The organism is Hyphococcus formosus (assembly GCF_046736345.1).
Classification (GTDB): domain Bacteria; phylum Pseudomonadota; class Alphaproteobacteria; order Caulobacterales; family Parvularculaceae; genus Hyphococcus; species Hyphococcus formosus.
In genome coordinates this window covers 1,675,105-1,700,426 of the sequence record NZ_CP157210.1, presented here as the reverse complement: position 1 = coordinate 1,700,426, position 25,322 = coordinate 1,675,105, and the positions used below count along the sequence as shown (strand labels likewise).

Annotated in this window: 17 protein-coding genes; 12 read left to right on the top strand and 5 right to left on the bottom strand. The window is 51.2% G+C overall.

Features of this window, described 5'->3' with window-relative positions; all coding sequences use genetic code 11:
• Position 1: 1 nt before the first annotated feature.
• Positions 2-922, top strand: coding sequence for an alpha/beta hydrolase (locus ABFZ83_RS07680; protein ID WP_411815964.1), 921 nt, complete (start codon positions 2-4; stop codon positions 920-922).
• A gap of 134 nt (positions 923-1,056) precedes the next feature.
• Here the strand turns inward: ABFZ83_RS07680 and ABFZ83_RS07675 are convergent, their stop codons facing one another.
• Together ABFZ83_RS07675 and ABFZ83_RS07670 are read right to left on the bottom strand one after the other, a co-directional pair.
• Positions 1,057-1,440: a hypothetical protein gene (locus ABFZ83_RS07675; protein ID WP_411815963.1), complete on the bottom strand. Its 384-nt coding sequence runs from the start codon at positions 1,438-1,440 to the stop codon at positions 1,057-1,059.
• A gap of 63 nt (positions 1,441-1,503) precedes the next feature.
• Positions 1,504-3,354, bottom strand: coding sequence for a potassium/proton antiporter (locus ABFZ83_RS07670; RefSeq protein WP_411815962.1), 1,851 nt, complete (start codon positions 3,352-3,354; stop codon positions 1,504-1,506).
• 184 nt (positions 3,355-3,538) lie between these two features.
• Here ABFZ83_RS07670 and glk point away from each other — a divergent pair, with 184 nt between their 5' ends.
• The gene (gene glk, locus ABFZ83_RS07665) at positions 3,539-4,504 is read left to right on the top strand and encodes a glucokinase (RefSeq protein WP_411815961.1); all 966 of its coding nucleotides are present in this window, start codon (positions 3,539-3,541) and stop codon (positions 4,502-4,504) included.
• Here the strand turns inward: glk and ABFZ83_RS07660 are convergent.
• Genes ABFZ83_RS07660 through ABFZ83_RS07650 form a run of 3 tightly spaced genes read right to left on the bottom strand, consistent with a single transcriptional unit; the run spans position 4,487 to position 10,348 of the window.
• Complete coding sequence (locus tag ABFZ83_RS07660) at positions 4,487-5,923, bottom strand: efflux transporter outer membrane subunit (protein ID WP_411815960.1); 1,437 nt, start codon at positions 5,921-5,923, stop codon at positions 4,487-4,489. The two genes, glk and ABFZ83_RS07660, sit on opposite strands and share 18 nt — an antisense overlap.
• A gap of 2 nt (positions 5,924-5,925) precedes the next feature.
• On the bottom strand, positions 5,926-9,087 hold the full coding sequence (locus tag ABFZ83_RS07655; RefSeq protein WP_411815959.1) for an efflux RND transporter permease subunit: 3,162 nt from the start codon (positions 9,085-9,087) through the stop codon (positions 5,926-5,928).
• Between the two features lie 37 nt (positions 9,088-9,124).
• The gene (locus ABFZ83_RS07650; protein WP_411815958.1) at positions 9,125-10,348 is read right to left on the bottom strand and encodes an efflux RND transporter periplasmic adaptor subunit; all 1,224 of its coding nucleotides are present in this window, start codon (positions 10,346-10,348) and stop codon (positions 9,125-9,127) included.
• Between the two features lie 172 nt (positions 10,349-10,520).
• Between ABFZ83_RS07650 and ABFZ83_RS07645 the strand changes: the two genes are divergently transcribed.
• The 10 genes from ABFZ83_RS07645 to ABFZ83_RS07600 all read left to right on the top strand — a co-directional run bounded on the left by ABFZ83_RS07645 (position 10,521) and on the right by ABFZ83_RS07600 (position 24,964).
• A complete protein-coding gene (locus ABFZ83_RS07645) occupies positions 10,521-11,138 on the top strand; it encodes a TetR/AcrR family transcriptional regulator (protein WP_411815957.1) in 618 nt (205 codons plus the stop codon).
• 234 nt (positions 11,139-11,372) lie between these two features.
• Positions 11,373-12,818: an aldehyde dehydrogenase family protein gene (locus ABFZ83_RS07640; RefSeq protein WP_411815956.1), complete on the top strand. Its 1,446-nt coding sequence runs from the start codon at positions 11,373-11,375 to the stop codon at positions 12,816-12,818.
• Positions 12,819-12,827: 9 nt separating this feature from the next.
• Complete coding sequence (locus ABFZ83_RS07635) at positions 12,828-13,574, top strand: glucose 1-dehydrogenase (RefSeq protein WP_411815955.1); 747 nt, start codon at positions 12,828-12,830, stop codon at positions 13,572-13,574.
• Position 13,575: 1 nt separating this feature from the next.
• Positions 13,576-14,700: a 3-isopropylmalate dehydrogenase gene (gene leuB / locus ABFZ83_RS07630; protein ID WP_411815954.1), complete on the top strand. Its 1,125-nt coding sequence runs from the start codon at positions 13,576-13,578 to the stop codon at positions 14,698-14,700.
• A gap of 13 nt (positions 14,701-14,713) precedes the next feature.
• Entirely contained in the window at positions 14,714-15,982 is a 1,269-nt protein-coding gene (locus ABFZ83_RS07625) for an acetylornithine deacetylase/succinyl-diaminopimelate desuccinylase family protein (protein WP_411818813.1), read from the top strand.
• Positions 15,983-16,382: 400 nt separating this feature from the next.
• Entirely contained in the window at positions 16,383-18,578 is a 2,196-nt protein-coding gene (locus ABFZ83_RS07620) for a TonB-dependent receptor (protein ID WP_411815953.1), read from the top strand.
• A gap of 122 nt (positions 18,579-18,700) precedes the next feature.
• Complete coding sequence (locus tag ABFZ83_RS07615; protein ID WP_411815952.1) at positions 18,701-21,310, top strand: ABC transporter substrate-binding protein; 2,610 nt, start codon at positions 18,701-18,703, stop codon at positions 21,308-21,310.
• Complete coding sequence (locus ABFZ83_RS07610) at positions 21,307-22,170, top strand: ABC transporter permease (protein WP_411815951.1); 864 nt, start codon at positions 21,307-21,309, stop codon at positions 22,168-22,170. The genes ABFZ83_RS07615 and ABFZ83_RS07610 overlap by 4 nt, the downstream gene beginning before the upstream one ends.
• 3 nt (positions 22,171-22,173) lie before the next feature.
• Positions 22,174-23,826, top strand: a complete 1,653-nt coding sequence (locus ABFZ83_RS07605; RefSeq protein WP_411815950.1) for an ABC transporter ATP-binding protein — start codon at positions 22,174-22,176, stop codon at positions 23,824-23,826.
• A gap of 13 nt (positions 23,827-23,839) precedes the next feature.
• Complete coding sequence (locus ABFZ83_RS07600) at positions 23,840-24,964, top strand: P1 family peptidase (RefSeq protein WP_411815949.1); 1,125 nt, start codon at positions 23,840-23,842, stop codon at positions 24,962-24,964.
• The last annotated feature ends 358 nt before the right edge of the window (positions 24,965-25,322 follow it).

Genomic DNA, 25,322 nt, shown 5'->3' with positions numbered 1-25,322 from the left:
AATGGGGGCAGATAAAGCCACGCGCGCAGTCCTTAAAGATTTAGCGGCAGAACCGGCATTGACGCGCGGCAGCGAGGACATCGATGTCGTGCGCGCCACCTATGACCGGGTCTTCAGCGCCTGGACCGCCGGCGCGGCGGTGCCAACGCGCGAAGACTGGATTGAAATCGCTTCAGAAGACCATCGAACGAATGCGCTCATTGTCGAACCGGTGCAAAATTCTGCAGTTGGTTCGATCCTATTCATTCACGGCGGCGGCTGGTCGCTTGGCTCTGCGTTATGTTACGCACCATTGTGCCGCGCTATCGCTGCTGAAACGGGAATGCGCGTTATCGTCCCCGACTTTCCGCAAGCGCCTGAGCATCCGTTTCCCGCGGCGTATGAGTTGCTTGTGACAGTAACGGACTGGGCGCAGACTCAATTCGAAGCGCCTTTGTTTCTCGCCGGCGACAGCGCCGGGGGAACTCTTGCTGCAGCAATCAGTTCCGACAAACGTTTCGCCAAAGCGATTAGAGGCCAGGCTCTGTTTTATCCGGTGCTCGATTTGCGCCCGTCCGCCCGCTATCGGTCGCGCCGCCGGTTCGGATCGGGAAAATATTTTTTATCCGAAGACGGGATATTGGGTGCCGCCTCATGGTATTGCGGCGATGCAAACGATCCTGAAGATCCTAGGATTTCTCCGATATTGAGTCCGAAACTCGATCAGACACCGCCGACTTTTATCCTGCTGCCAGACCTTGATCCGCTCAAGGACGAAGGGGAGAAATATGCTGCGCTTTTAAAAAAAAGTGGCGTCGCGGTTGAAGTATTCCGGGCGCGCAACACCGTGCACGGTTGTGTCTCGTTTTCTGGAAGAATTCCGCAAGGGTATGAAGGGATTCAGCGCGCCGGGTCGTTTTTGACCGGTTTCGCGTTAGATTGATCTTTGTTCAACTCACCGAATGTTTTAATGACCTTGCCGTTATCCAAAATCGACGATCTATTTGTCGGGTTTAAGGGATATCATGAGGCCCAAGATACGGGCGAAACCGGACATTACGAATTGCCGCAAGTTAATTATACTTTCCTGCCAATGGATAAAAACCTGGCTTTTACCGAAAAATAGAATGTCCAAAGAATCACCAATAATACGGGCGCTGACAAAAAGAGAGGTGTTCTTAATGCTTCCGGCAATACGTGGTTGTTACCGAAGAAAAAGCTTCCCGTTGCAAGGAAAAATGAAAAACCCATTCGCCAGCCATGACGTGTAAGACGGCGTTGTTCAGATGGGGGGCCTTTAATTGAGTACAGTACATCAAAGACGAAAAATAACCTGGCCGCACTGGCGACTGAATAAAACGCATCAGGCGGCAGGTTATTGAGACGGCCGCCCGGCGATGATGCCGCCGAACACAGCGCCGTTCCTAATGCTATTTCGCAAATTCTGAACGATTGTCTCAAAACAATTTTTTTCGACTATATTGCTCTATCAGGCCAGTTTTTCTGATTGCAACGAATTGCCATCTAGCTGGCCTGAGACGGTTTTTCGATTTCCGTAGTCTGAATTGCAGGGTCGGTCGCTTTGCGGCTCCGGAATTTGCGAATGGATTGACGAACTCGATTGGTGAACCGTCTCGCCATGCTGGGTCGCTCAATACTCTCTGGATCGACGATCAAACCGACTTTCTCTACCCGCATGTCATCAAGGACTGCGGTCACGACCAGATCAACATTTCCGACCGATAACCTATCACCAACAACCGGTTCACCGCTGAATTCTCGCTCCAGATATTGGCCAACTGTCTCGTCGCTCTCTAAATCAACAGTCTGGATGCCATATTGCTGCGCGATGTCGGACACCTTTATGTCGCCATCAAAAACGAAATCTCCGTAAAGGGATGGGTTTTCCGGGTCTGCCGGGCTCGCATAAATCTTGTCGAGAATGTCGAGTTGGCGCGGTGAGGCGAATAGATATACGCGATCATCCGCCTTCAGATGACCAATATTATGGATGGAATATGTGCGACTTCCGCGCATAATCAAAACCGGGCGTGCCCAGCGGGGAACCCGCTCACCAATTGCCACCGAACTCTCCGGATGAATTCGATAGCTGACAAGTTCAAGCTCGGCGTCACCTGGCAGTTCCAGCTCAATTCGGTCCAGCAATCCCGGCCCGTGTGGCCGTAGCATATTCAGAAGATGTGCGGCGAAACTGATGGTCCACCCTTGGATCAAAAGTGAGGCAAGGACCATTACAAAAACGATATTGAAAAATGTTTCGCCATTTTGGACGCCGCCAAGCCCCGGCAATATTGCGAGCATAATCGACACAGCGCCGCGTAACCCGACCCAACCGACAAATAGCTTTTCGCGCCATTTGAATTTGAAGGGAAGCAAGCATAGCCAGACCGCGATTGGCCGTGCGAAAAAGATAAGTACAATCGCAAGGGCAATCGCGGGTAGAATAATCGCGCCGAATTCAGAGGGCGTCGCCAATAGGCCAAGCGTCAGGAACATGCCGATTTGCGCCAGCCATGTCATGCCGACCTGAAAGCGCCGAATGCGCTGCGGAAAGATGACACGGCGGTTGCCAGCGACTACCCCCGCAACATAAGCCGACAGAAAGCCACTTCCACCAAGAAGGCCACTGGCTGCAAACACCACCAGCGCAGTGGAAAGGCCCGCAATCGGGAAAAGGCCCGCATCCAAACTGCGAAGCCGGTTCAACAGGGCGGCCACTGCGGCCCCACCGATTACGCCGATTACGAGGCCTAATCCGATCTGCTCGATAAAAGCCCAAATAAACCCGAGATTGAACCCAAAATCAGGATTGTTTTGCGCGGCAGCTAGTTCCACGAACATGGCCGTCAGAAAAATCGCCATCGGGTCGTTCGCGCCGGACTCCACTTCGAGCGTCGCCTTAACTTTATCGCGGAGCTTTAAACCGCCCACACGCAAAAGGAAAAACACCGCAGCAGCGTCAGTGGACGCGACGATTGAACCGAGGAGAAACCCTTCGACCCAGCTTACGCCGAAGAGAAAATGTGCGGCAACGCCGATCAGGCCAGCGGTCAAAACAACGCCGAGCGTTGCCAGCGTCAACGCAGGCGCGGCCGCAAGACGATAGCTGCGCAAAGGGGTTTCGAAACCGCTATCAAAGAGAATGATCGCAAGCGCTAAAGAACCAATGAAATAGGCCGTTCCGCCACTATTAAACTGAATCCCTAAAAGGCCATCCTGACCGGCGAGTAGGCCGATACCCAAGAAAACAAGAAGAAGCGGCGCGCCAATGCGTTGAGAGACCAGGCTGGTTAATGTACTGAGGATTACCAGACCTGCACCGATTAGAATTGCTAGATTGATTGCGTCAATCAAAAATCTCTCCTCCGCTTACAATTTTATTAAGTGACGAATACCGCTCAGTGCAAGGAGGGAACCGAGAAAAACCCGCAAAAACAGTCATTAAAAGCAAGAAATATACGAAGGTTATAACTGTATGGCCTTGATGCACGTGCCCGGTTAGGATGGGAGAACGCAAATCAACGCGGAGATTTCGATTGTGCCGTCAACTGATCAGATATTGGTTGCCGATATTGGGGGAACAAACGCACGTTTTGCAATCGCTCAACGTGTCGATGATACGTATTCACTATCCGAAATCCGTCGCTATGAGGTTGCAAAACATAATTCCGCTATCGATGTGGCAAAAGAATATCTACAGCTATCCAGCTTCAGCCCCGGTTGTGCCTGTTTTGCTGTTGCGGGGCCGATAATTGACGGCGAGGTCACTTTTACAAATTCGAAATGGCACCTCAATGCGGAAAATGTTCGGAAGACGCTCAAGCTAGAAAGGTTTGAACTGGTTAATGACTTTGTCGCTCTGGCGGAGGGGATAAAATTTTTGACTGATCAGGATTTTCTGGAGATCAAAGCCGGCATAGTAGAAAAGGGAAAGCCGACATTAATCATCGGCCCCGGCACGGGACTTGGTCAGGCCATTATTTTAGGGTCTGAAGTGATCGCGACGGAAGGCGGCCACGTCCGCTTTGCCCCCGTGGGCGAACGTCAGAAGAAACTCGTTGCGGCTTTGGAGGTGTCAAATCCTGATATAATGGTTGAACGCCTTTTGTCCGGGAATGGCCTCGTAGAAATTTACCGATCATTGTCATCATCGCCCCTTCATAGCGGGGAAGCGATTACGCTAGCGGCAGAAGAGGGGCATGACCAAGCGGCGATGGATAGTTTGAATCTCTTTTTTGAGATATTGGGGCAAGTTGTTGGAGATGCAGTGTTGTCTACCGGCGCGCGGGGCGGGGTTATCCTTGCGGGCGGGATCTTACCCAATATCACCAAACTCCTGCTAGCGAGCAAATTTACGGATCGTTTTTGCGGAAAAGGCACCATGCGGAGCTATATGGAACCAATTCCGATCCGTCTGATTATTCGTGATCATGCCGCATTGTTCGGTGCGGCGGACCGGCTCGATCGGCAAGCCCGCTCGCCAGCTTTACGAGGACAGATCTGACGATAGTTTGACTGGCCCACCGAGCGCACGGAAAATTTCAATTACATTCACTGCCTCCGCTAACTGAGCCGCCACGAGTTCTTGTCGTGCTGCATAGTCCGCGCGCTGCGCATCCAGTACGGCAAGATAATCGTCAACACCGTTTTCGAATCGATTATTCGACAAGAAAAACGTGTTCGCTGATGCCTGTGCCAGTTTTTTCGTCGCGGAGAGGCGCGCATCGATCGTGTTACGCGTCGCCAAGGCATCGGCGACCTCACGGAAGGCTGTCTGAATCGCCTTTTCATATTCGGAAAGGGCGATGTCGCGATCTATCTTGGCACTTTTCAATTGAGCGCGATTTCGGCCGCCGGTGAATATGGGTAGCGAAATCGACGGTGAAAAATTCCAGACGCCAGTCCCACTCGCGAACAGGTCAGACAGCTCCGCCGTCGATGAACCGGCACTCGCAGTTAAGAGGATGCGTGGGAAAAAAGCAGCGCGCGCAGCGCCGATATTTGCGTTAGCCGCTATCAAACGATTTTCCGCAGCAATGACATCGGGACGCGACAGCAACACACCTGACGGGACCCCATCAGGCAATGACCGGGCGATCGCAATATCTTCAAGACGTCGGTCAGCATTAAGCGATGGTAGCTCTGACACGCCTAGCAACAATTGCAACGCATTTACGTCGCGTGCGGTCTGCGCTTCCAGAATTGCCACGTCTGCTTTTGCGCGTTCAATGGACGTGATCGCCCGCTGTACGTCGAGATCTGTTCCGATGCCGTTTTCAACACGGAGTTCTGTGAGGTTTAGTGAGGCTTCCTGACTATCTGCGGTGTCTTTCGCAATTTGCAAAAGCTCCCGGTCGGAAATTAAACGCAAATAGGCGTTTGCGACCTCTGAGACGAGGAGGATTTCGGCCGTTTTGCGTTCTTCATCGGTGGCAAGATAATTGTTTAGCGCCTGTCGGTTCAAACTGCGAACCCGGCCAAATAAATCGAGCTCATATGCACTGACCCCGGCGTTTGCGGAGAATTGTTCAATATCGATTTCACTACCTGATGAGAACGCCGTGCCATTTGCGGAAGCATTCTCGCCGAAATGTTGGCGGGTGTAGGTGCCATTTGCAGATATCGATGGCAGGCTATCCGAACGCTGAATTTGATAGGCTGCGCGCGCGCGCTCGACATTGAGCGTCGCAATTCGAACATCGCGATTATTCTTCAGGGCAACGTTGATTAATCGCTGCAACGTCGGGTCGGGGAACACTGCCTTCCAGTCATAAAGTTGATTGATCATGTCACCACCCTCGGAATAGGAAATGACATCGTTCACGACACTTTCCGGGCGGTTATAATCCGGGGCCATCGTTGCACATCCACTAGCGAAGAGCAGGCTGAACAGGCCAAAGCCAATTTTGATCGAGTGGCTCATGATTATATTTCCTGAGGTTCAGTGGTATTTGCGGTTTGCGTCTTGGCACCACCGAAAAACCGGCGGACCAATACGTAAAATAGTGGGGTGAAGAACAATCCTAGCAATGAAGCCGCAATCATACCGCCCAGAACTGAGGTGCCGATTGCATTACGGCCCGCGGCACCTGCGCCTGAACTGAGGGCCAGTGGCGTTACGCCCAAGCCGAATGCAAATGAGGTCATCAAGATCGGGCGAAGGCGCGTACGCGCGGCCTCAATCGCTGCTTCAACTGCGGTTCTTCCGCGCTCTTCAAGAATGTTTGCGAATTCCACAATCAAGATTGCATTCTTCGCGGACAATCCAATGGTGGTCAGTAGGCCAACTTGGAAAAAGATATCGTTGGCAAGACCTGAGAACAGGGCGGTAAAGGTCGCGCCCATGACGCCTAATGGCACGACCATGAGAACCGAGATCGGAATGCTCCAACTTTCATAGAGTGCTGCAAGGCAAAGAAATACGACCAAAATAGAGAGCGCATAAAGCATCGGTGTCTTGGCACCGGATTCGCGTTCCTCTGCGGAAACACCAGTCCACTCAATGCCAAACCCATCCGGGAGCGCGGCGGCGATTTTTTCAATCTCATTCATCGCTTGGCCGGAACTGATGCCCGCTGCTGCGGCACCAAGAATTTGCACCGCGGAAACACCATTATAGCGCTCTAACTTGGGCGACCCCTTTGTCCAAGACACATCTGCGAATGCCGAAAACGGGACCAATTCGCCGGATGCGTTTGGAATACGCCACAAATTCAGGTCTTCAGGCGTTTTGCGGAATTTTGAATCCGCCGCAATGTAGACCCGTTTGATCCGCCCACGATCAAGGAAATCATTGACATACAGACTTCCCATAGCGGTTGCGATTGATGAATTGATTGTATCAATCGACAGGCCCATTGCTTGAGCTTTTTGCTGATCGACATCAATCTTCAATTGCGGAACATCATTCAAACCGTTTGGGCGTACCCCAACAAGGGTGGGGTTTTGCGCGGCCATGCCGAGCAGTTGATTACGTGCCTCGATGAGCGCTGCATGACCTTTTCCGCCGCGATCTTGCAGGTAAAAGTCAAAACCTTCCGCTTGGCCAAGACCGGGAACAGCAGGCGGCGAAAAGGCAAATACTTGGCCGTCGCGAATACCCTGAAATGCTCCCATGGCGCGTTGAATAACAGCCTGAACATGCTCGTCCGCGCCTTTACGTTCCTCCCAATCTTTCAAATTGATAAAGGCGAGGCCGACATTCTGACCGACACTGGAAAAGCTCATTCCCGCGAGTGTAAAATAAGTCTCGACGGTTTCTTTTTCACCTTCACGAAGATAGTCCTCGACCTGATCATTAACGGCCATTGTCCGCTCAAATGTGGCACCGGCCGGAAGCTGTGTCATCACCATCATGATGCCTTGATCTTCATTCGGTAAAAATGCGCCTTGAAGCCGCGTAAAGGAAAAGCCGGTAACTGCCGTAAGCGCGATGAAAATGAACAAGAAACGTGGCGCACGGCGTATGAAAGTTTTCGTGCCGCTCAGATGTTTCTCTGCACCCGCATTAAATACGCGATTGAACAAGCGGAGTGGGAATGAAAGCGCATATTTTAGTGTGCCGGGTTGTGCATGAAGTTCTTTGTCGACTGGTTTTAACAGGACGGCGCAAAGGGCAGGGGTCAGGATGATGGCGGTAATGACCGAAAGCACCATTGCCGATACAATCGTGACCGAAAACTCGCGATAGATGACCCCGGCAGTTCCGCCGAAAAATGCCATAGGTATGAACACCGCGGAAAGAACCGCACCGATACCGACCAATGCGCCCGAGATTTCTCCCATGGCTTTTTGGGTTGCTTCCTTCGCCGGGAGTTTCTCTTCTTCCATGATGCGGTCGACATTTTCGATTACGACGATCGCGTCATCGACTAGAAGTCCGATTGCAAGAACCATCGCGAGCATTGAAAGAGTGTTAATCGAGAATCCAAGGGCAAGAAGAATTGCCATCGTGCCTAAAAGCACGACGGGAACAGTGATCATGACGATTGCTGTCGCCCGCATGTTCTGTAGGAACAAGAACATAATGATCGAAACGAATATCGCCGCCTCGATCAGGGTTTTTACAACCTCTTTGATCGATTCCTTAATGAAAGGAGTGGTGTCATAAGGGCTTACAACGGTCATTTTTGGCGGAAGGAATTCAGCAAGTTCCGCAACACGCTCTTTGACCGCTTCGGCCGTTTCCAATGCATTTGCACCAGTGGCTAGCTGGACTGCCATACCCGCGGCTGGTCTCTCCATAAATTCACCAAAGCGGGTATAATTTGCGCTGCCGAGTTCTACGGTTGCAACATCCCCAACAGTCACCTGTGAGCCATCTTCGAGAGTGCGAAGCGCGATCGCGCGAAACTCCTCTGGAGTCTGCATCAATGATTGAATGGTGATTGTCGCGTTTAACTGTTGGCCTTCAACGATTGGTCCGCCGCCAATTTCGCCGCCGGTTACCTGGGTGTTCTGTGCACGAACGGCTGCAACGACATCATTCGGGGATAGGCCATAATTCGCCAGTTGAAACGGGTCCAGCCAAATTCGCATTGCGTATTGTGACGCAAAGAGCTGGATCGCACCGACACCGGGTACGCGGCTTAATGGATCTTGCATATTCGACGCGATGTAGTCCGCCAAATCGGTTTGCGAATATGAGCCATCTTCACTCGAAAGAGCGACGATCATCAGGAAGCCGGTTTGTGCCTTGTCCACGATGACGCCTTGACGCTGCACTTCTGCTGGTAAAAGCGGAGTTGCAAGAGCGAGTTTGTTCTGAACTTGTACCTGCGCAATATCAGGGTCAGTTCCAGACTCAAAGGTCAATGTCATCGACATGGCACCATCAGAGCTTGAACTTGCGGATATATAGCGGAGGTTATCGATACCTTTCATTTGTTGTTCGATAACCTGCGTGACAGCATCCTCCACCGCTTTTGCTGATGCGCCGGGGTAGGTGGCGGTGATCGTTACCGCTGGAGGTGCGATGTCAGGATATTGCTCGACCGGTAGGTTCAGTAGGCTGATTATACCGGCGAGCATCGCAATGATCGCCAATACGACAGCAAAAATCGGACGCGAGATGAAAAAATTCGCCACGGCGTAATACCTTCTAAGATGGGATGACGGCTAACCGTTAGCGGGAGCCAGCGGCTCCCGCATTGCTTGATACTTTGAGTTCCGCGTCAGCGAGGGCTATTTCGACGGGTGTTACCGGCGTACCGGGCCGGATGCGCTGAAATCCTTCGTAAACGATACGCTCGCCAGCTTCCAATCCGTCGGCGATCAACCATTGATCTCCAATTGCACGATCGGTTTTGACCATGCGGATCTCCGTGCTGTTATCGTCCTTGACGACATAGGTGATGCCGTTCCCTTTTTCATCGCGCGTTACGCTCTGTTGAGGGACTAAAATGGCGTCGGCTTTTTTGCCCTCGGTGATGTTTGCGCGAACAAACATGCCAGGAATTAAAAGCCCATCCGGATTGGGGAATTGCGCGCGCAGAACCACCGACCCTGTTTCTGGTGTGACCGAGGGTTCGGTTAATTCAAGTGAACCTTGATGTTCGTAAGTGGTGCCGTCTTCTAGGGTAAGGCTCACCGACAACTGATCATTGTCCAGAGTCTGAAGTTCGCCATTTGCCAATTTACGTTTCAATCGAAGCAGCTCTGTACTTGATTGCGTGAGGTCAACAAAAATCGGATCAAGCATATTGATGACCGCGAGTTCTTGTGCTTGGCCGGAAGTAACAAGCGCACCATCAGTAACAAGCGACCGGCCAATCGTGCCACTGATAGGGGCCTTGATGACGGTCCGGTCGAGATTTACTTTGGCGGTGTCCCGGTTTGCACGCGCAATGCCGACATCTGCACGGGCCTGACGAGCCGCTGCTTCCGCGTCATCATAGTCTTGCTGGCTGACGCCATTGACCTTCGCGAGTTTCTTATAACGTTCTGCTCGGTTAGACGCGGCGACAGCATTTGCTTCCGCGCGAGCGAGAGATGCGACGGCGCTATCATGGGCTGCTTTGTATAAAGCATCGTCAATCTGGTAGAGTGGCGTCCCGACTTCGACCACTTCGCCCTCTTCAAACAGGCGTTTTTGGATGATGCCGGAAACCTGCGGCCGGACTTCCGCCATTCTGAATGCTGAAGTTCGACCCGGAAGGGTAACGGACAATTCGGTGGTCTCGGTTGTTACAGTGTGAACGGCCACTTCCGGCGGCGGCGGGGTTCCGCCAGCGTTTTGGCTGGCATCGCCGCCGCAGGCCGCTAGAAAGAGTGCCGCGGCACCAATGGTGGCGGAAGTGCGAAAGAGAGTGGGAATTTGGGAGCGGTGTGGAAAGTGATGGCGCTTCATTGCGAATTCCGTTTTTCTGCTCGTGAGGACGGGGCCCGGAGTTGGGCGACTTGAATAGAATGAACGTTTATTCTAACTATATCGTTACGAAGTCAAGGCGATTGCGAGCAAAGTATGGTGCGCTGCACAAATTTCAATAGCCGGCTTAGCGTTAGTATGTGGAGGTCATAGAATGGCGGAAAAGCCAGTGAAAAACGCCGATAAACGGCGAAATTGCGTGCTAAACGCTGCAGAACGTAGCTTTGTGGCTAGTGGATTCCATGGTGCGCGAATGGCGCAAATCGCTAAAGAAGCCGGAATGAGCCCTGGTCATATTTATCACTATTTCGAGAGCAAAGGTCAGATCATCGAGGAATTGATCCGAACGCACTTCGCTGAGAAAGTGGAAATGGTCGAGGATATCGAAAGAGCCGGTGATGAAATCGTCGACTATATGATCAATAATTGCGAAGAGAGTATCGAGACAAACTCCGATCCATTTTGGTCGACATTGATGCTGGAGATCTTTTCGGAAGCTACGAGAAGTCCCGAAATTGCATCTACCCTTGAATATAATGACGCAAAAATCAAAAAACGAGTTGTTAGCGCGCTTGAGAAACAACTCGATGTTGATGACATCGAGGCGCGATTAGAAGTGTTTGTCGCTATTCTTCAGGGAATTGGTATTCGCAGGATCGTCGCACCTGATTTCGATCAATCAGCACGTGTCAAAATCATTCGGGACGTTGCCGAGTTTCTGTTCCGAGGGGACAAGAATATTCAGGGCGCAAGTAAAGCGGCCGCTAAGTGATTCGCTAAAGTGGCAATTTAAAAGCTCCATGCGCCGCTAGATTGTGGGCGTGTTACGCATAGAATAACTGATCCGTGTCGGTCGTAACTATATATGTTGGCCAATAGGCTGGCATAGCAATGATAATTCAAAGAAACTGTATTTGTCAGAAGTATTTGCTAAGAGCGTGATTGTCATCACGATTTTTCTGACTTAGCCTCGTGTTAGAGGTGGTAAATTTAAAGAGGGTGTATAATGGTGTTGTGTACCAACGAGATATTTATTGATGGTCGTTGGAGAAAGCCGACTGGCGCAGGCACCATAGAAATTGAAAATCCCTCTACCGGTACTTCAATTGGTGAAATCGCGGCTTCTCAGAAAGAGGATGTGGATGAAGCGGTGGACGCTGCGCAATCCGCGCTCGATGGAGATTGGGGACAATTAAGCGCTGTTGACCGCGGAAGATTGCTCACGAAAATGGGGCAGGTCGTCACCGAACAGGTTGATGAGCTTGCGCAGATGGAAGCCCTTGATGTTGGAAAACCTCTCAAGCAGGCCAAAGCCGATGCGATTGCACTTGCTCGGTATTTAGAGTTTTACGGTGGATGCGCTGACAAATTTCATGGCGAAACTATTCCGTATGGCAATGACTATACGGTCTATACTTTGCGTGAGCCCCACGGGGTCACAGCGCACATTATCCCCTGGAACTATCCAATGCAGATTATCGGCCGGTCCGTTGTTGCGGCGCTCGCGACGGGCAATGCGGCCGTCTTGAAACCTGCGGAAGAGGCTTGCCTCACAGCATTAGCCTTTGCGCGTATTGCGGAAACTGTTGGCCTGCCGAAGGGCGCATTAAATGTTGTACCGGGGACTGGTGAACTTGTCGGTGCCGCATTGGCTTCTCACCCGGGCGTCAATCATATTTCATTTACCGGGTCGACGGCGGTGGGCACCTCCGTTCAGGCTGCCGCGGCGCAAAATACCGCGCCCGTCACATTGGAGCTTGGTGGAAAATCGCCACAAATTGTTTTCGACGATGCAAGTATTGAGGCGGCAATTCCATTTCTCGTAAATGCCGGCGTTCAAAATGCCGGGCAGACCTGTTCTGCGGGATCGCGCATATTGATTCAGCGAGGTGTTTATCAACAAGTCTTGGAACGCTTAGCCGAACGGTTTCAATCACTGCGCGTAGGGCCGGCGATCGAAGATCTTGAGGTTGGCCCGCTCGTCTCAGGGCGACAAAAGGCGATCGTCACTGATTTTGTTGAACACGGGGAAAAAACCGGCCTCGAAGTCGTTGCACAAGGTACAATAATAGATGGTGCTCCGTCCGGTGGGTATTTTGTTTGTCCAACACTTTTTGCGGATGTTCCACCAGATCATAAGCTTGCGAACGAAGAGATTTTTGGGCCAGTTGTCGTTGCCATTCCTTTCGATACAGAAGAGGAGGCAGTGCAAATTGCAAATAACGCTGATTACGGATTAGTTGCCGGTGTTTGGACCCGTGACGGCGGGCGTCAGATGCGAATGGCGCGTCAGATTAAGGCAGGTCAGGTCTTTATCAATAATTATGGTGCGGGCGGCGGGGTTGAGCTTCCGTTTGGTGGCGTCGGTCGCTCGGGGCATGGGCGCGAAAAAGGCTTCGAGGCACTTTATGGTTTCACAACACTGAAGACAGTAGCCGCGCTGCATGGTTGAGGAAAAGTAATGCAATTAGACGGAAAAATTGCGATTGTAACGGGTGGTGCGTCGGGGTTTGGCGCAGGCATTGTTCGTCGATTCGTAAATGAGAACGCGCGCGTAGTGATCGCAGATTTAAACGGTGATGCCGCAAAGGAATTGGCGGATGAGTTGGGCGAGCAAGCTGTTGGTATAGAAGCGGATGTGTCCGATGGCAGTTCCGTTGCCGCGCTTGTGAGAGAGGCCGAAAAAACATTTGGTACCGTTAATGTTCTGGTGAACAATGCGGGCATCGGTCATATACCGGAAACCATGGAAACCTTGCCGGAAAAAATGTTCGACAAGATTTTCCAGGTGAATATGAAGTCGGTTTATCTGACCGCGAGAAACCTTATCCCACAGATGAAGAAGATTGGTGGCGGAGCGATATTGAATGTTGCGTCGACCGGCGGTGTTAGTCCGCGTCCTAATCTTACATGGTATAATGCATCAAAAGGCTGGATGATCACTGCGACAAAAGCAATGGCAATTGAACTTGCTGCGGTCGGAATCCGCGTTAATGCAATAAGCCCGGTTGCCGGTGATACGCCGCTTTTAAAAACATTTATGGGCGGTGATACGCCAGAAATTAAAGCAAAGTTTTTGGCTTCTATCCCTATCGGACGTTTTTCAACGCCGGAGGATATGGGCGCGGCGGCGAGTTTCTTGTGCTCTGATGATGCATCAATGATCACTGGTGTCGCGCTTGAAGTTGATGGTGGACGGTGTATCTAACGTGAAAAACGACAGTGCAATGAAGTTATTGGTTCTGCCCGGTGACGGTATCGGTCCTGAGATCGTTGACCAAACGTTGCGTGTTGTAAATTGGTTTACTGAAAATGCCGGGCTCACTATTGAAATTGATTACGGCCTAGCCGGTGGCGCATCGATTGACGATTGCGGCGTCCCGTTGTCGGATGAAGTCTTCGCCAAAGCTAAAGCATCGGATGCTGTTCTTTTTGGTGCGGTTGGCGGCCCCAAATGGGATGCGCTACCGCGTGCTTCGCGACCTGAAATGGGAATTTTGAGACTGCGTAAAGGTCTCGATCTCTATGCCAATCTTCGCCCTGCGATAAGTTTCTCCGCGTTACTTGGCGCGTCAGCGTTGCGGCCCGAAATTGTCAGAGATTTGGATATTTTAATTGTTCGCGAAAGTACAGCGGGAGTCTATTTTGGTGAGCCACGTGGTATCGTAACGAGCGCTGACGGGGCGCGCGCTGCAACTGACACTCAGGCTTATCATGAAAATGAGATAAAGCGGGTGTGCGAAGTCGCATTCGAGCTCGCGCGGGCGCGCAATAGTCGCGTATGCTCGGTTGATAAGGCAAATGTCATGGAAACCGGTGCGTTGTGGCGCGCGGTGACAACCGAATTCGGAAATCAGAATCCAGACATCGAACTTTCGCATATGTACGCGGATAATTGTGCCATGCAATTGGTGCGTGCGCCAAAACAGTTCGACGTCATTGTGACGGATAATCTGTTTGGTGATATTCTGTCTGATCAAGCCGCGGCGCTTACGGGGTCGCTGGGTTTGCTTCCGTCGGCTACAATTGCTCATGGTGCCGCTGGCCAAAAATTTGGTGTGTACGAACCAATTCACGGATCTGCGCCGGATATCGCAGGAAAAGGGATTGCAAACCCAATTGCAACGATACTGTCCTTTGCGATGTGTCTGCGGATATCCCTTGATGCATCAAGGGAAGCAGCATTACTCGAAGAGGCTGTGCGGTTGGCGCTCTCAGGCGGTATTCGTACGCCGGATATTGCCGCGCCTGGTGAGAAGACGGTTAGTTCGGCGGGTATGACCGACGCGATTTTGTCTAGGTTGAATGATTTAAGTTTAAAGAGGGAAGCATAACGTGTCGTCAGTAATGGATAGCGTAAACGAAACAATTGACGGTCGCGTCGAAGATCTGGTCGCGCTAACGCAGGACCTTATCCGCTTTCCTACTATCAATCCGCCGGGCGAGGCCTATAGGCCATGTGCAGAATATATTGGCGAGCGTTTAAAGAAGCGCGGCTTTACGGTTGAGTATGTTCGCGGCGTCGGTACACCCGGTGATAGTGATCGGTATCCACGAACCAATGTTGTTGCACGGAAGGAGGGCGGAAAGCCGGGTCCTTGTGTGCATTTCAATGGTCATATCGATGTTGTTGAAGTTGGTGACGGTTGGACGCTTGATCCATTCGAGGGAATTGTAAAAGACGGTAAAGTCTATGGCCGCGGCGCGTGCGATATGAAAGGCGGTATCGCATCTGCAATTATTGCGGCGGAAGCCTTGATCGACACACTGCCGGATTTTCCGGGTGCGATCGAAATCTCAGGTACAGTCGATGAAGAGTCAGGCGGTTATGGTGGGGTTGCATATCTCGCCGAGCGTGGGTGGTTTTCAAAACCGCGCGTCGATCACGTTATTATTCCGGAGCCATTAAATGTCGACCGGGTGTGTATTGGGCATCGGGGCGTATGGTGGGCGGAGATCGAAACCAAAGGACGGATTGCGCATGGATCGATGCCATTCCTAGGAGATTCCGCAATTCGGCATATGTCTGCGGTTCTCGAACGTTTCGAAAATGATCTCTATCCGGCGTTGGAGGCACGCCAGTCGAATATGCCGGTTGTTCCCGATGGTGCACGTAGTTCGACGATGAACATCAACTCCTTACACGGGGGGCAGGAAGAGGGACATGAAGGGCTTCCGGCACCTTGCGTAGCGGATTCATGCCGTATGATTATTGATCGGCGCTTCCTGATCGAAGAGGACATCGATGATGTGCGGGGCGAAATTCGATCTATTCTTGAGAAGTTGTCTGAAACTCGTCCCGATTTCCGTTTTGATATGCGCGAGCTTTTTGCCGTTGAGCCGAGCCTTGCGGACAAAGACGCGCCAGTTGCTGCGACGACCGCCGCTGCAATTCGCGATGTTCTAAAGCGCGAAGCGGAATTCGTTTGTTCTCCGGGTACTTATGATCAGAAACATGTGGACCGAATTGGTAAGCTGAAAGACTGTATCGCCTATGGCCCGGGTGTTCTTGATCTTGCCCATCAGCCGGATGAGTGGGTTGGTATCGACGATATGGTGGCCGCGGCGAAGGTCATGGCACTGACAACCGCAAGGTTATTAGGTGCGGTAAAGTAAAATCGATAGGGCCATTTTTGGCGCTACGATAATAATAATTGTGATGCGTAGAGTAACAGCTGACGGTTTGTTGCTTACGGATGCGCTGTACTCGAATTATGTTGAACGAAAATTTCTCACGGGAGAAATAATTGTGCAAATGGGATATCGCAGCAAATTTATTGCATTTGTGGCTTGTGCGTTTGCGCAATAGCCGTCAAAATTTATGACGATAGCGTGACAAAGAGTTTGGTGGGACGGGTAATGCCCACTAGAGAATGAGTGAGGGACTAAAGTTGAGCAAAGAGTTTGTGTTGTTCTGTTTAGGGAAGTTGATCCACACTCGATAAATTTTTCCAGTCAATTTCGGTAATTAGGCATAAAGCTCGGTCGATGGCCGGGCAATAGGAGGGGCCATATTATGAGTAGACTTAAATTCAATCTTTTAATGGCGAGTAGTGTATTAGCGAGCGCGGTTTCTGTTGCGCCGGCAAGCTATGCACAGACGAGTGTAGACGATGAAGATAAAATCGTCGTGACAGCGCAGCGTCGTGAGCAATCACTACAAGACGTCAGCGTCGCCGTTACGGTGGTGACTGGTGATCAGCTTAAGGATCAAGGCGTCACCAATATTAATCAGCTCCAAAATACTGCGCCGAACCTTGAGGTCGAACCAGCATTTGGCGGCGGCGCGGCTCAGTTTCGTCTGCGCGGAGTGGGCTTTCAGGACTATGCAACGAACAACGCACCCACGGTTGGTGTATATGTGAATGAAGTTGCATTCCCGGTCCCGGTCATGACGCAGGGGCTGATCTACGACATCGAGCGCGTTGAGGTTCTTCGCGGGCCACAGGGTACGCTTTATGGCCGCAATACGACCGGTGGTGCCATCAACTTCATTACCAAAAAGCCGACAGAGGAATTCGGAGCGGGCATTTTTGCTGAATATGGCCGTTTCAACGAGTTTAAAACAGAAGGTTATATTTCCGGACCAATTACAGAATCATTGCGTGCACGGATTTCTGCATCGACTCAACAAGGTGGCGGATGGCAGCATAACCGTGATACCGGCGAGGAGATTGGTGATGCCGACCGCGGTGGTGTTCGAGGACTATTCGAGTTTGAACCGACGTCTAATCTCGAATTTCTCTTTGATGCGCATTATAGCTGGGACAATTCTGAAAATCAGGGACTATATCTGATTAATGACCTGACGACGCAGGGCGGGTTTGGACCGACCATTTCGGCCGATGCAGATCGTTCGAAAACAGGTTGGGGCGTGTCTCCGGTTTTATTGGCAGATATTGGCGCGTCACCAGATCGGAAACCAGGGCGCGATAATAGCGGTTGGGGCGTCTCTCTTAATGGTGCGCTGGATCTTGGCGGAGCCATCTTAAATAGCATTACCAGCTATGAGTCCCTTGACCGTTCCGAATTAGGGGATTGGGATTCGTCCGCGTCCATCGAAGCCGACACATTCTTCGGTAGTGACGTTTCCGTTTTCTCCCAAGAAGTACGTTTGTCATCCGATGGCGAAGGCGCTCTGGTATGGCAGGTTGGCCTTTATTATTCAAAGCAGGACCTTAATGAGCGATATTTCTCTGACTTTATCGACATTTTCGGTACCTATGGCCGTGTAAATTATGACCAGACCGTGGAATCCGTCGCGATCTTTGGGCAGGCGGAATATGCGATATCAGATCAGATCAATTTGATCGCGGGGCTACGCCTTGAAAGCGAAGACCGTTTCCTCGAAGGTTTTGGTACTGCGTTTGGTGGTGCAACAGCTTTACCACCAACCGATGTTACCACAGCAATGGAACCGTTAACCGGAAAGGCGGGGATCGAATATACGCCTACGGAAGACATATTGCTCTATGCGTCGGTCAGTCGAGGAACAAAGTCTGGCGGCTTCACCACCTATAATACGGGGCAGGAAAGTTCTATTCAGCCATTTGCGCCGGAAGTTCTCTGGGCATACGAGGTCGGATTCAAGACTGATGTCATCGACAACCTAACGGTAAATGGCGCGGCGTTCTATTACGATTATTCAAATCAACAGGTTCTATCGGCGGTGTACGGAGAAAACGGTCCTGTCGGTCGATTTGCGAATGCGCCACAGTCCAAGATTTATGGTGCAGAATTGGAGTTGGTATGGCAGCCATTGCCGAACCTAAATATAATTCAAGCGTTTGGATATAAAGAAGGCGAGTATGTCGAGTTCTTCGATCTCGATGTTCCTGCGTCACGTGCAGCAGATATGGCGGTCTATGTCGACCGTGCAGGGGAGGCATTACCGTTTCCGGATTTCAGCTATAGCGGTTCTGCCAGCTATCTGATTGATCTTGGCGAGTATGGTGTTATCGCGGAAACAAATTATAGCCGACGTGATTTCTACCCATCATGGTTAGGTAGTACTTACGATGTTGATGCCTATTGGCTGGTAAATGCAAGCGTGAGCATTTCACCGGCGAATGGCCCATGGTCGCTAGGTGTCTGGGTCAGAAATGTCTTCGATAAAGAATATGATTTGACCCGTAACTTTTTCACAAGTGCTGATATTGCCCAGCCTGGGCGTCCACGTACCTTTGGTATTCGCCTAAGCGCAGATATTTAAAACTTAGAACCAATAACGGCGCGGTTGTTCTGTTTATATGGAACACCGCGCCAGCATAGAGTATGTTTCGGATGACGTTTCATTCGATATAGTTTTTTATCACGCGAAAGAATAGAGACTAGATGCGATTTAGTACGCGCGGTGCGAGTATCATGTTTCGTGATGCTAGCGTTACCACTTTTGGAAACAAGCGGTCAGCACTCCGATTGATCCTAATCGTCGGTGCGCTTTTCGTTGCGTTGCTCTCAAATTCTTTCGCAAAGGATCAGCTTGTCCTTGGCGTGCCGCTGGAGCCGCCGAATCTTGATCCAACGTCAGGTGCGGCTGCGGCGGTCGACGCCGTTGTGTACGGGAATATTTTTGAAGGCCTTACACGCATTACGCAAACTGGCGATGTTGCACCAGCACTTGCCGAATCTTGGGATGCGGCACCTGATCGATTGTCATACGTCTTTTATTTGCGGCGAGACGTAACCTTTCATGACGGAACCGAATTTGATGCATATGACGTTAAATTCTCTCTTGACCGTGCGCTAGCACCAGAATCGTCGAACGCACAAAAGGCGTTGTTAAGTCCAATCAGTGCTGTTGATGTCATTGATCCGTTTACGGTGAGGTTGAATCTCCGTCGCCCGTCGAGTGACTTGCCCTATTATCTAGGCTGGGGTGATGCGGTCATTGTCGCCGAAGAAAGTGCCGCTACGAATGCTATGAATCCCGTGGGGACGGGACCGTTTAAGTATGCTCGATGGCGTCGTGGCGATTCGCTAACGCTTACGCGTTACGAAAATTATTGGGGCGGTAAGCCGCAAATAAATAGCGTCGTTTTCAAGTTCATTGGGGATGCGGCCGCGGCTTTTTCGTCGATGAAAGCGGGGGATATTGATGCTTACCCGAATTATCCAGCACCGGAGAATGTTGCAGAATTTGAAAATGACCCGAGATTTAAGGTCATTGCCGGCGCTTCGGAAGGTAAGGTAATTCTCGCGATTAATAATCGCAATTCCCCCCTCGCAAATCGGAATGTACGCCGCGCAATTTCTCATGCGATTGATCGCGAAGCGATCATAGACGGAGCGATGTTTGGTTTTGGCTTTCCTATTGGTAGTCACTATACGCGCCAAAGCCCCGGTTATGTCGATTTGGTTAACCGGTACCCTAACGACATCGAAAAAGCGAAATCATTATTAGCCGACGCGGGCTATCCGAATGGCTTCGCTTTATCGCTTCGATTGCCGCCACGGCCTTATGCGCGCCGGGCTGGCGAAATCGTCGCGGCACAGCTTGCTCAGGTTGGTATCGATGTGACAATCGAAAATCTTGAGTGGGCGCAATGGCTCGATCAAGTTTTCAAGCGGCATGAATTTGATCTTACTATCGTCGAACATATCGAGCCCATGGATTTTGGCATTTATGCGCGTGACGATTATTATTTCGGTTATTCAAACCCTGAATATAACGCACTGGTCGCGCGATATGAAATCGAAGTTGACGAAAAGCGCCGTGCAGAGATCATTGGTGAAATTCAACGAATACTCGCGGATGATGCCGTTAACGGCTATTTGTTGCAGTCAGCCCGCGTCGGCATCTGGCGTGCGGATCTAAATGGATTGTGGGTCGATACGCCAATACCTGCAAATATTGCGGCCAATGCATTTTTTACCGGATCGCAGGCAAGCGTTTCGTCACAAGGCGAGGTGAAACGAGGCAATAATTTTGTCTGGGTTCTCGCGGCAATTGTTGTAGCAATTTTTATAGCCGTATCAGTCATTCGTTCGATGGGACTAGTTTATCTATTGGGACGCGTAGGGTCGCATGGGGCAACATTGTTCGCGGCTTCGGTCGTGATCTTTGTTCTTATGCAGATTGTACCTGGTGACCCCGCAGCCTATATGATGGGCCTCAATGCGAGTCCTGAATCGATTAGTGCCTTGCGCGCGCAAATGGGGTTAGATGCGCCATCAATTGTCAGATATTTTGATTGGATTGGCGGGGTGTTCAGTGGTGAATTCGGCACGAGTTATACTTATCAAGTCCCTGTCGGTGAATTGATCGCAGAAAGGCTACAGGTTTCTGCGCCGCTCGCATTGCTTGCGATGTTCATTTCTCTGCTGATCGCAATTCCTGTCGGTGTGATCGCTGCGAGCCGGCGTGGTTCCGCAATTGACACGGGCCTGAATGCCGTCATGCAAATTGGTATCGCGTTGCCAAACTTCTGGATTGCGATGCTGCTAATTATTGTATTTTCTATTCAACTCGGTTGGTTTTCGGCTGGTGGTTTTGTCGGGTGGGATGCTGGCTTTTTTTCGGCGCTGAAGGGGCTTTTCCTTCCTGCAGTGGCGCTCGCTGCACCGCAGGCGGCGATTATCGCGCGGGTTCTACGCTCATCCTTGCTCGATGTTATGAATGAAGATTTCATTCGCACCGCAAGAGCAAAAGGACTGAGTTGGGAAGCGGCGTTGTGGCGTCATGCGCTCCGAAATGCGTTTATCCCAGTGCTGACTATTATTGGCCTGCAATTTCCGTTTCTTTTAGCCGGAGGGATTATCATAGAGAATGTATTTTCTCTTCCGGGGCTGGGACGTCTCGTTTTCCAAGCCATTACCCAAAGGGATTTGATGGTCGTTCAGAGTGTTGTCTTTGTTCTCGTCTTTGCCGTGATTTTGGTCACTTTCCTGATTGATCTCGCTTATTTAGTGGTCGATCCCCGGTTACGGAGCCGGATAGGATGAATACGATAACAGAAACAGATCCGATTACGGCACCGGCGCGGAAAATAAAAATACCGCTAAGTCTATGGATTGGCTTGGCGCTATGCCTTTTTACCCTTGCGATTGGTGTAATGTCATTTCTATGGACGCCCTATGACGTTGAGGAAATCGATATAGCGCGTAAGCTGCTTCCTCCGAGCGGTGCTCACCCCTTTGGCACTGATCATTTTGGTCGTGACGTTCTTTCGATGATTATAGTCGGCACTCGGAATTCTCTGGCTGTTGCGTTCATTGCTGTCGTTATCGGAGCTTGCATTGGTACACCGCTTGGTTTGCTGGCCGCGGCGCGTCACGGCGCAGTAAGCGAAGTCGTGATGCGAACCAATGATCTTATCTTCGCATTTCCGTCCTTGCTTATGGCGGTAATGATTACCGCCGTATTTGGACCGGGCGCGATTAATGCAATCATTGCAATCGGGATTTTTAACATTCCGGTATTCGCGCGGGTAACGCGCGGCGCAGCGATTAGTTTATGGGCGCGAGAGTTTATTTTGTCTGCGCGAACAGCGGGTAAGTCGTCTTTCCTGATTTCTGTTGAGCATATTTTGCCGAATTTGTTTGGCTTATTAGTCGTTCAAGGGGCAATTCAGTTTGCGCTTGGCGTGGTTGCAGAGGCGGGGCTTTCTTATGTCGGCCTTGGAGCGCAGCCGCCAATGCCAAGTTGGGGGCGTATGTTGGCCGAAGCTCAGACCATGATCGGCTTTGCCCCTTGGCTGGCGATTTTCCCGGGCCTTGCGATCATGATTGTCGTCTTTGGCTTTGGGCTCATCGGCGATGGCTTGCGTGATTACCTCGATCCCAGAATCCAGCAGGAGCGTTAATTCATGTCACTGCTGGAGATTAAAGATCTTAACGTAGAGATCGGTTCTGCACAGATATTGAAGTCTGTGTCGTTAGAATTAGATGCGGGCGAAATTATTGGGTTAGTGGGCGAGTCGGGGTCGGGGAAGTCCATGACTGCCATGTCGATTTTAGGGTTGGTGCCGCCCAAAACAAAAAAAAGCGGTACGATTTCTCTGGATGGGGAAGAGCTCTCGAACGCTACGGAAAAACAGCTTTGCGATATTCGTGGTCGCGATATAGGCATTATTTTTCAAGAGCCGATGACGGCGCTAAATCCGTTAATGACAATTGGTGATCAGATCGCTGAGACCGTGCGCGTGCATCAAAAGCGATCGCGCAAGGAGGCGTTATCAATCGCACGCGATTTACTCGATAGAGTAGGGTTGCCTGCACCGCGCTTCGGCTTAGATCGATTTCCGCATGATTTGTCTGGTGGGCAGCGTCAACGTGTTGCGATCGCAATTGCATTGGCGCTTAAACCAAAACTGATCATCGCAGACGAGCCGACCACGGCCCTCGACGTCACAACGCAAGCCGAAATTCTGGATTTATTGTGTCGCTTGGTGCGCGAAGACGGCGCGGCCATGATTTTTGTCACCCATGACCTAGCGGTGATTGCGGGGATTGCTGATCGAATTGTTCTGATGCGCCACGGTAAGATTGTCGAGCAGGGAAGCGTCGAAAAAATTTTCCGAAAAAGTGAGAATTCTTATACGCGTGAACTTATTCGGAACACAAACCATAAACCTAAACGCAATACACAGGCGAGCAGTGAGGACCAGCCGGTATTACAAGTCGAGAATCTTGTAAGAGAATATTCGGGAAAGCCCAAACTGTTTGGGAAGTCTGAGGCTTTCCGGGCTGTTAATGGCGTTAGCCTGAAAATACATCCACATGAAAATGTTGGCCTTGTAGGCGAGTCCGGTTGCGGTAAGTCTACGCTGTTACGATCGATATTGGGTCTTGATCGGGCGCAAGCCGGTCGCGTTCGAGTGGACGGTGAACAGTTCCCCGCCGCGAATGCCGCGAGAACCAAAGAGCTGCGCAAAAAAATCCAGGTCGTCTTTCAAGACCCTTTTGGTAGTTTTGATCCGCGTTGGCGCGTTGAGCAGATTGTGGCTGAGAATTTTCATTTGAATGACACGCCGGTTTCTCGGCGCGATGCACGAAAGCATGTCGAGCGCATGTTGGAACAAGTTGGACTTTCTGGAAAAGACGCCGATCGCTATCCGCATCAATTTTCGGGTGGTCAGCGACAGCGTATTGCGATCGCTCGGGCACTTATTACCGAGCCGTCAATCATCGCCTTGGACGAAGCCGTTTCGGCGCTGGACGTAACCGTAAGGGCGACAATTCTTGATCTGCTTGCTGATCTTTCCGACCGGCTTGGCGTTGCTTACTTATTTGTGACCCATGACCTAACGGTAGTAAGATCAATCACGGATCGAGTTCTGGTGATGCAAAGCGGAGAAATTGTCGAGCAGGGTGAAACTGAATCGGTCTTTGCTAATCCGCAACATGCCTATACGGCCAAACTTCTTGATGCCGCGCCCAATTTGGAGCGGGCGCTTGAGTCTCGTGGCCTCCCGCGGGCAGCTGATGCTGCCCAGAACATAGCTGAACAGGCGAATTAAAAAGGATAGTTCGATGAATCGTAGAGAATTGCTTGGATCACTTGTTTCGGTTTCGACGGCGGGGCTTGCCGTGACATCGGGCGGCGTATCAATTGCTGCGAATACGCTGGGCGGACAGAAAACCGGTCCGCGAAATTTGATTACCGACGTGGCTGGATTGAAGGTTGGTCAATCGCAAGACAAAAAAGTACAAACTGGGGTTACAGTGATCGTCCCCGATAGCCCCGCTGTCGCTGCGGTTGATGTACGTGGTGGTGGTCCAGCAACTCGAGAGACGGATGCATTGGCACCGCATAATCTCGTACAGGAAGTTGATGCGATCGTGCTTTCAGGCGGATCAGTCTACGGAATGGCATCTGCGGATGGGGTAGCGAGCTGGTTCGGTGCACGGAACCGCGGATTTTCTATGGGGAATACGCCGGGTGTGCCGCCGTCTCCAATCGTTCCAACTGCATGCCTTTATGATTTAGCAAATGGCGGCAATAAAAATTGGGGTGAAAATCCGCCATACCGAAAATTAGGAGTCAAAGCGCTCGAAGCGGCATCGGAAGAGTTTGACCTCGGAACAGTCGGCGCTGGGTTTGGCGCTATGTCCGGCGGTATAAAAGGCGGTCTTGGTTCCGCATCGACGGTCACTGCTGACGGTCATACGGTGGGGGCTATCGTTGCAGTCAATAGCCTTGGTTCGGTAATTGCGCCGGGTACGAAGCAGTTTTGGGCTGCACCAGTCGAGATCGGGAAAGAATTTGGAGGGCTGGGCACTAGCGAATTACATGCGAACCCAGAGGACTATGGATATGCACTAGGGCAGGCAAAGCCCCGGGCGAATACGACGATTGCATGCATCGCTACCGATGTTGCGTTATCGCGCGTGGAGATGCAGCGGATTGCAGTAATGGCCCAAGACGGAATGGCGCGGGCAATCCGGCCAATTCATGCGCCGTTTGATGGTGATGTGCTATTCGCGCTTTCAACGGGCCATCACGAAGCTTCGGGTGACATGCGGCGCTCGGTTCTGACCATGCGGCTTGGGGCGATTGCCGCCGACACATTAGCCCGCGCAATCGCACGTGCTGTTTATGAAGCTACTGCGTTACCAGGATCAGAGCCAAAGCCGGCCTGGCGGGATCTTGGATAACGTTTGGATTGATCAGTTCTGTGATCCGTACGCAACCGATTTGTAAGGTAACGAATTTTACAGAATACTGTTTAGCTTTTTCTAGTTTTGTCCAGGCGAAGGCGGCGTAATTTTTCTGATTGCAATCTACGTTGTTGTGCTTCGGATTCTATGCGAGCAAGACCAGCAGCTTCGGCACGTTCGCGTGCGGCGCGTCGGCTAGCAGGGGAGGTGGTTGTAGGTTTTGTTGCTCTAATTTGATGATTGTCAGCCATACGAAATTCCTCATTCGGTGTTTCTAGGACGGTATCATCATTGTCACATTATCGACGAGAACCGTTTGGGTCTGTTTCGAAAAGCGAAGCACGAGAAGCAAGGC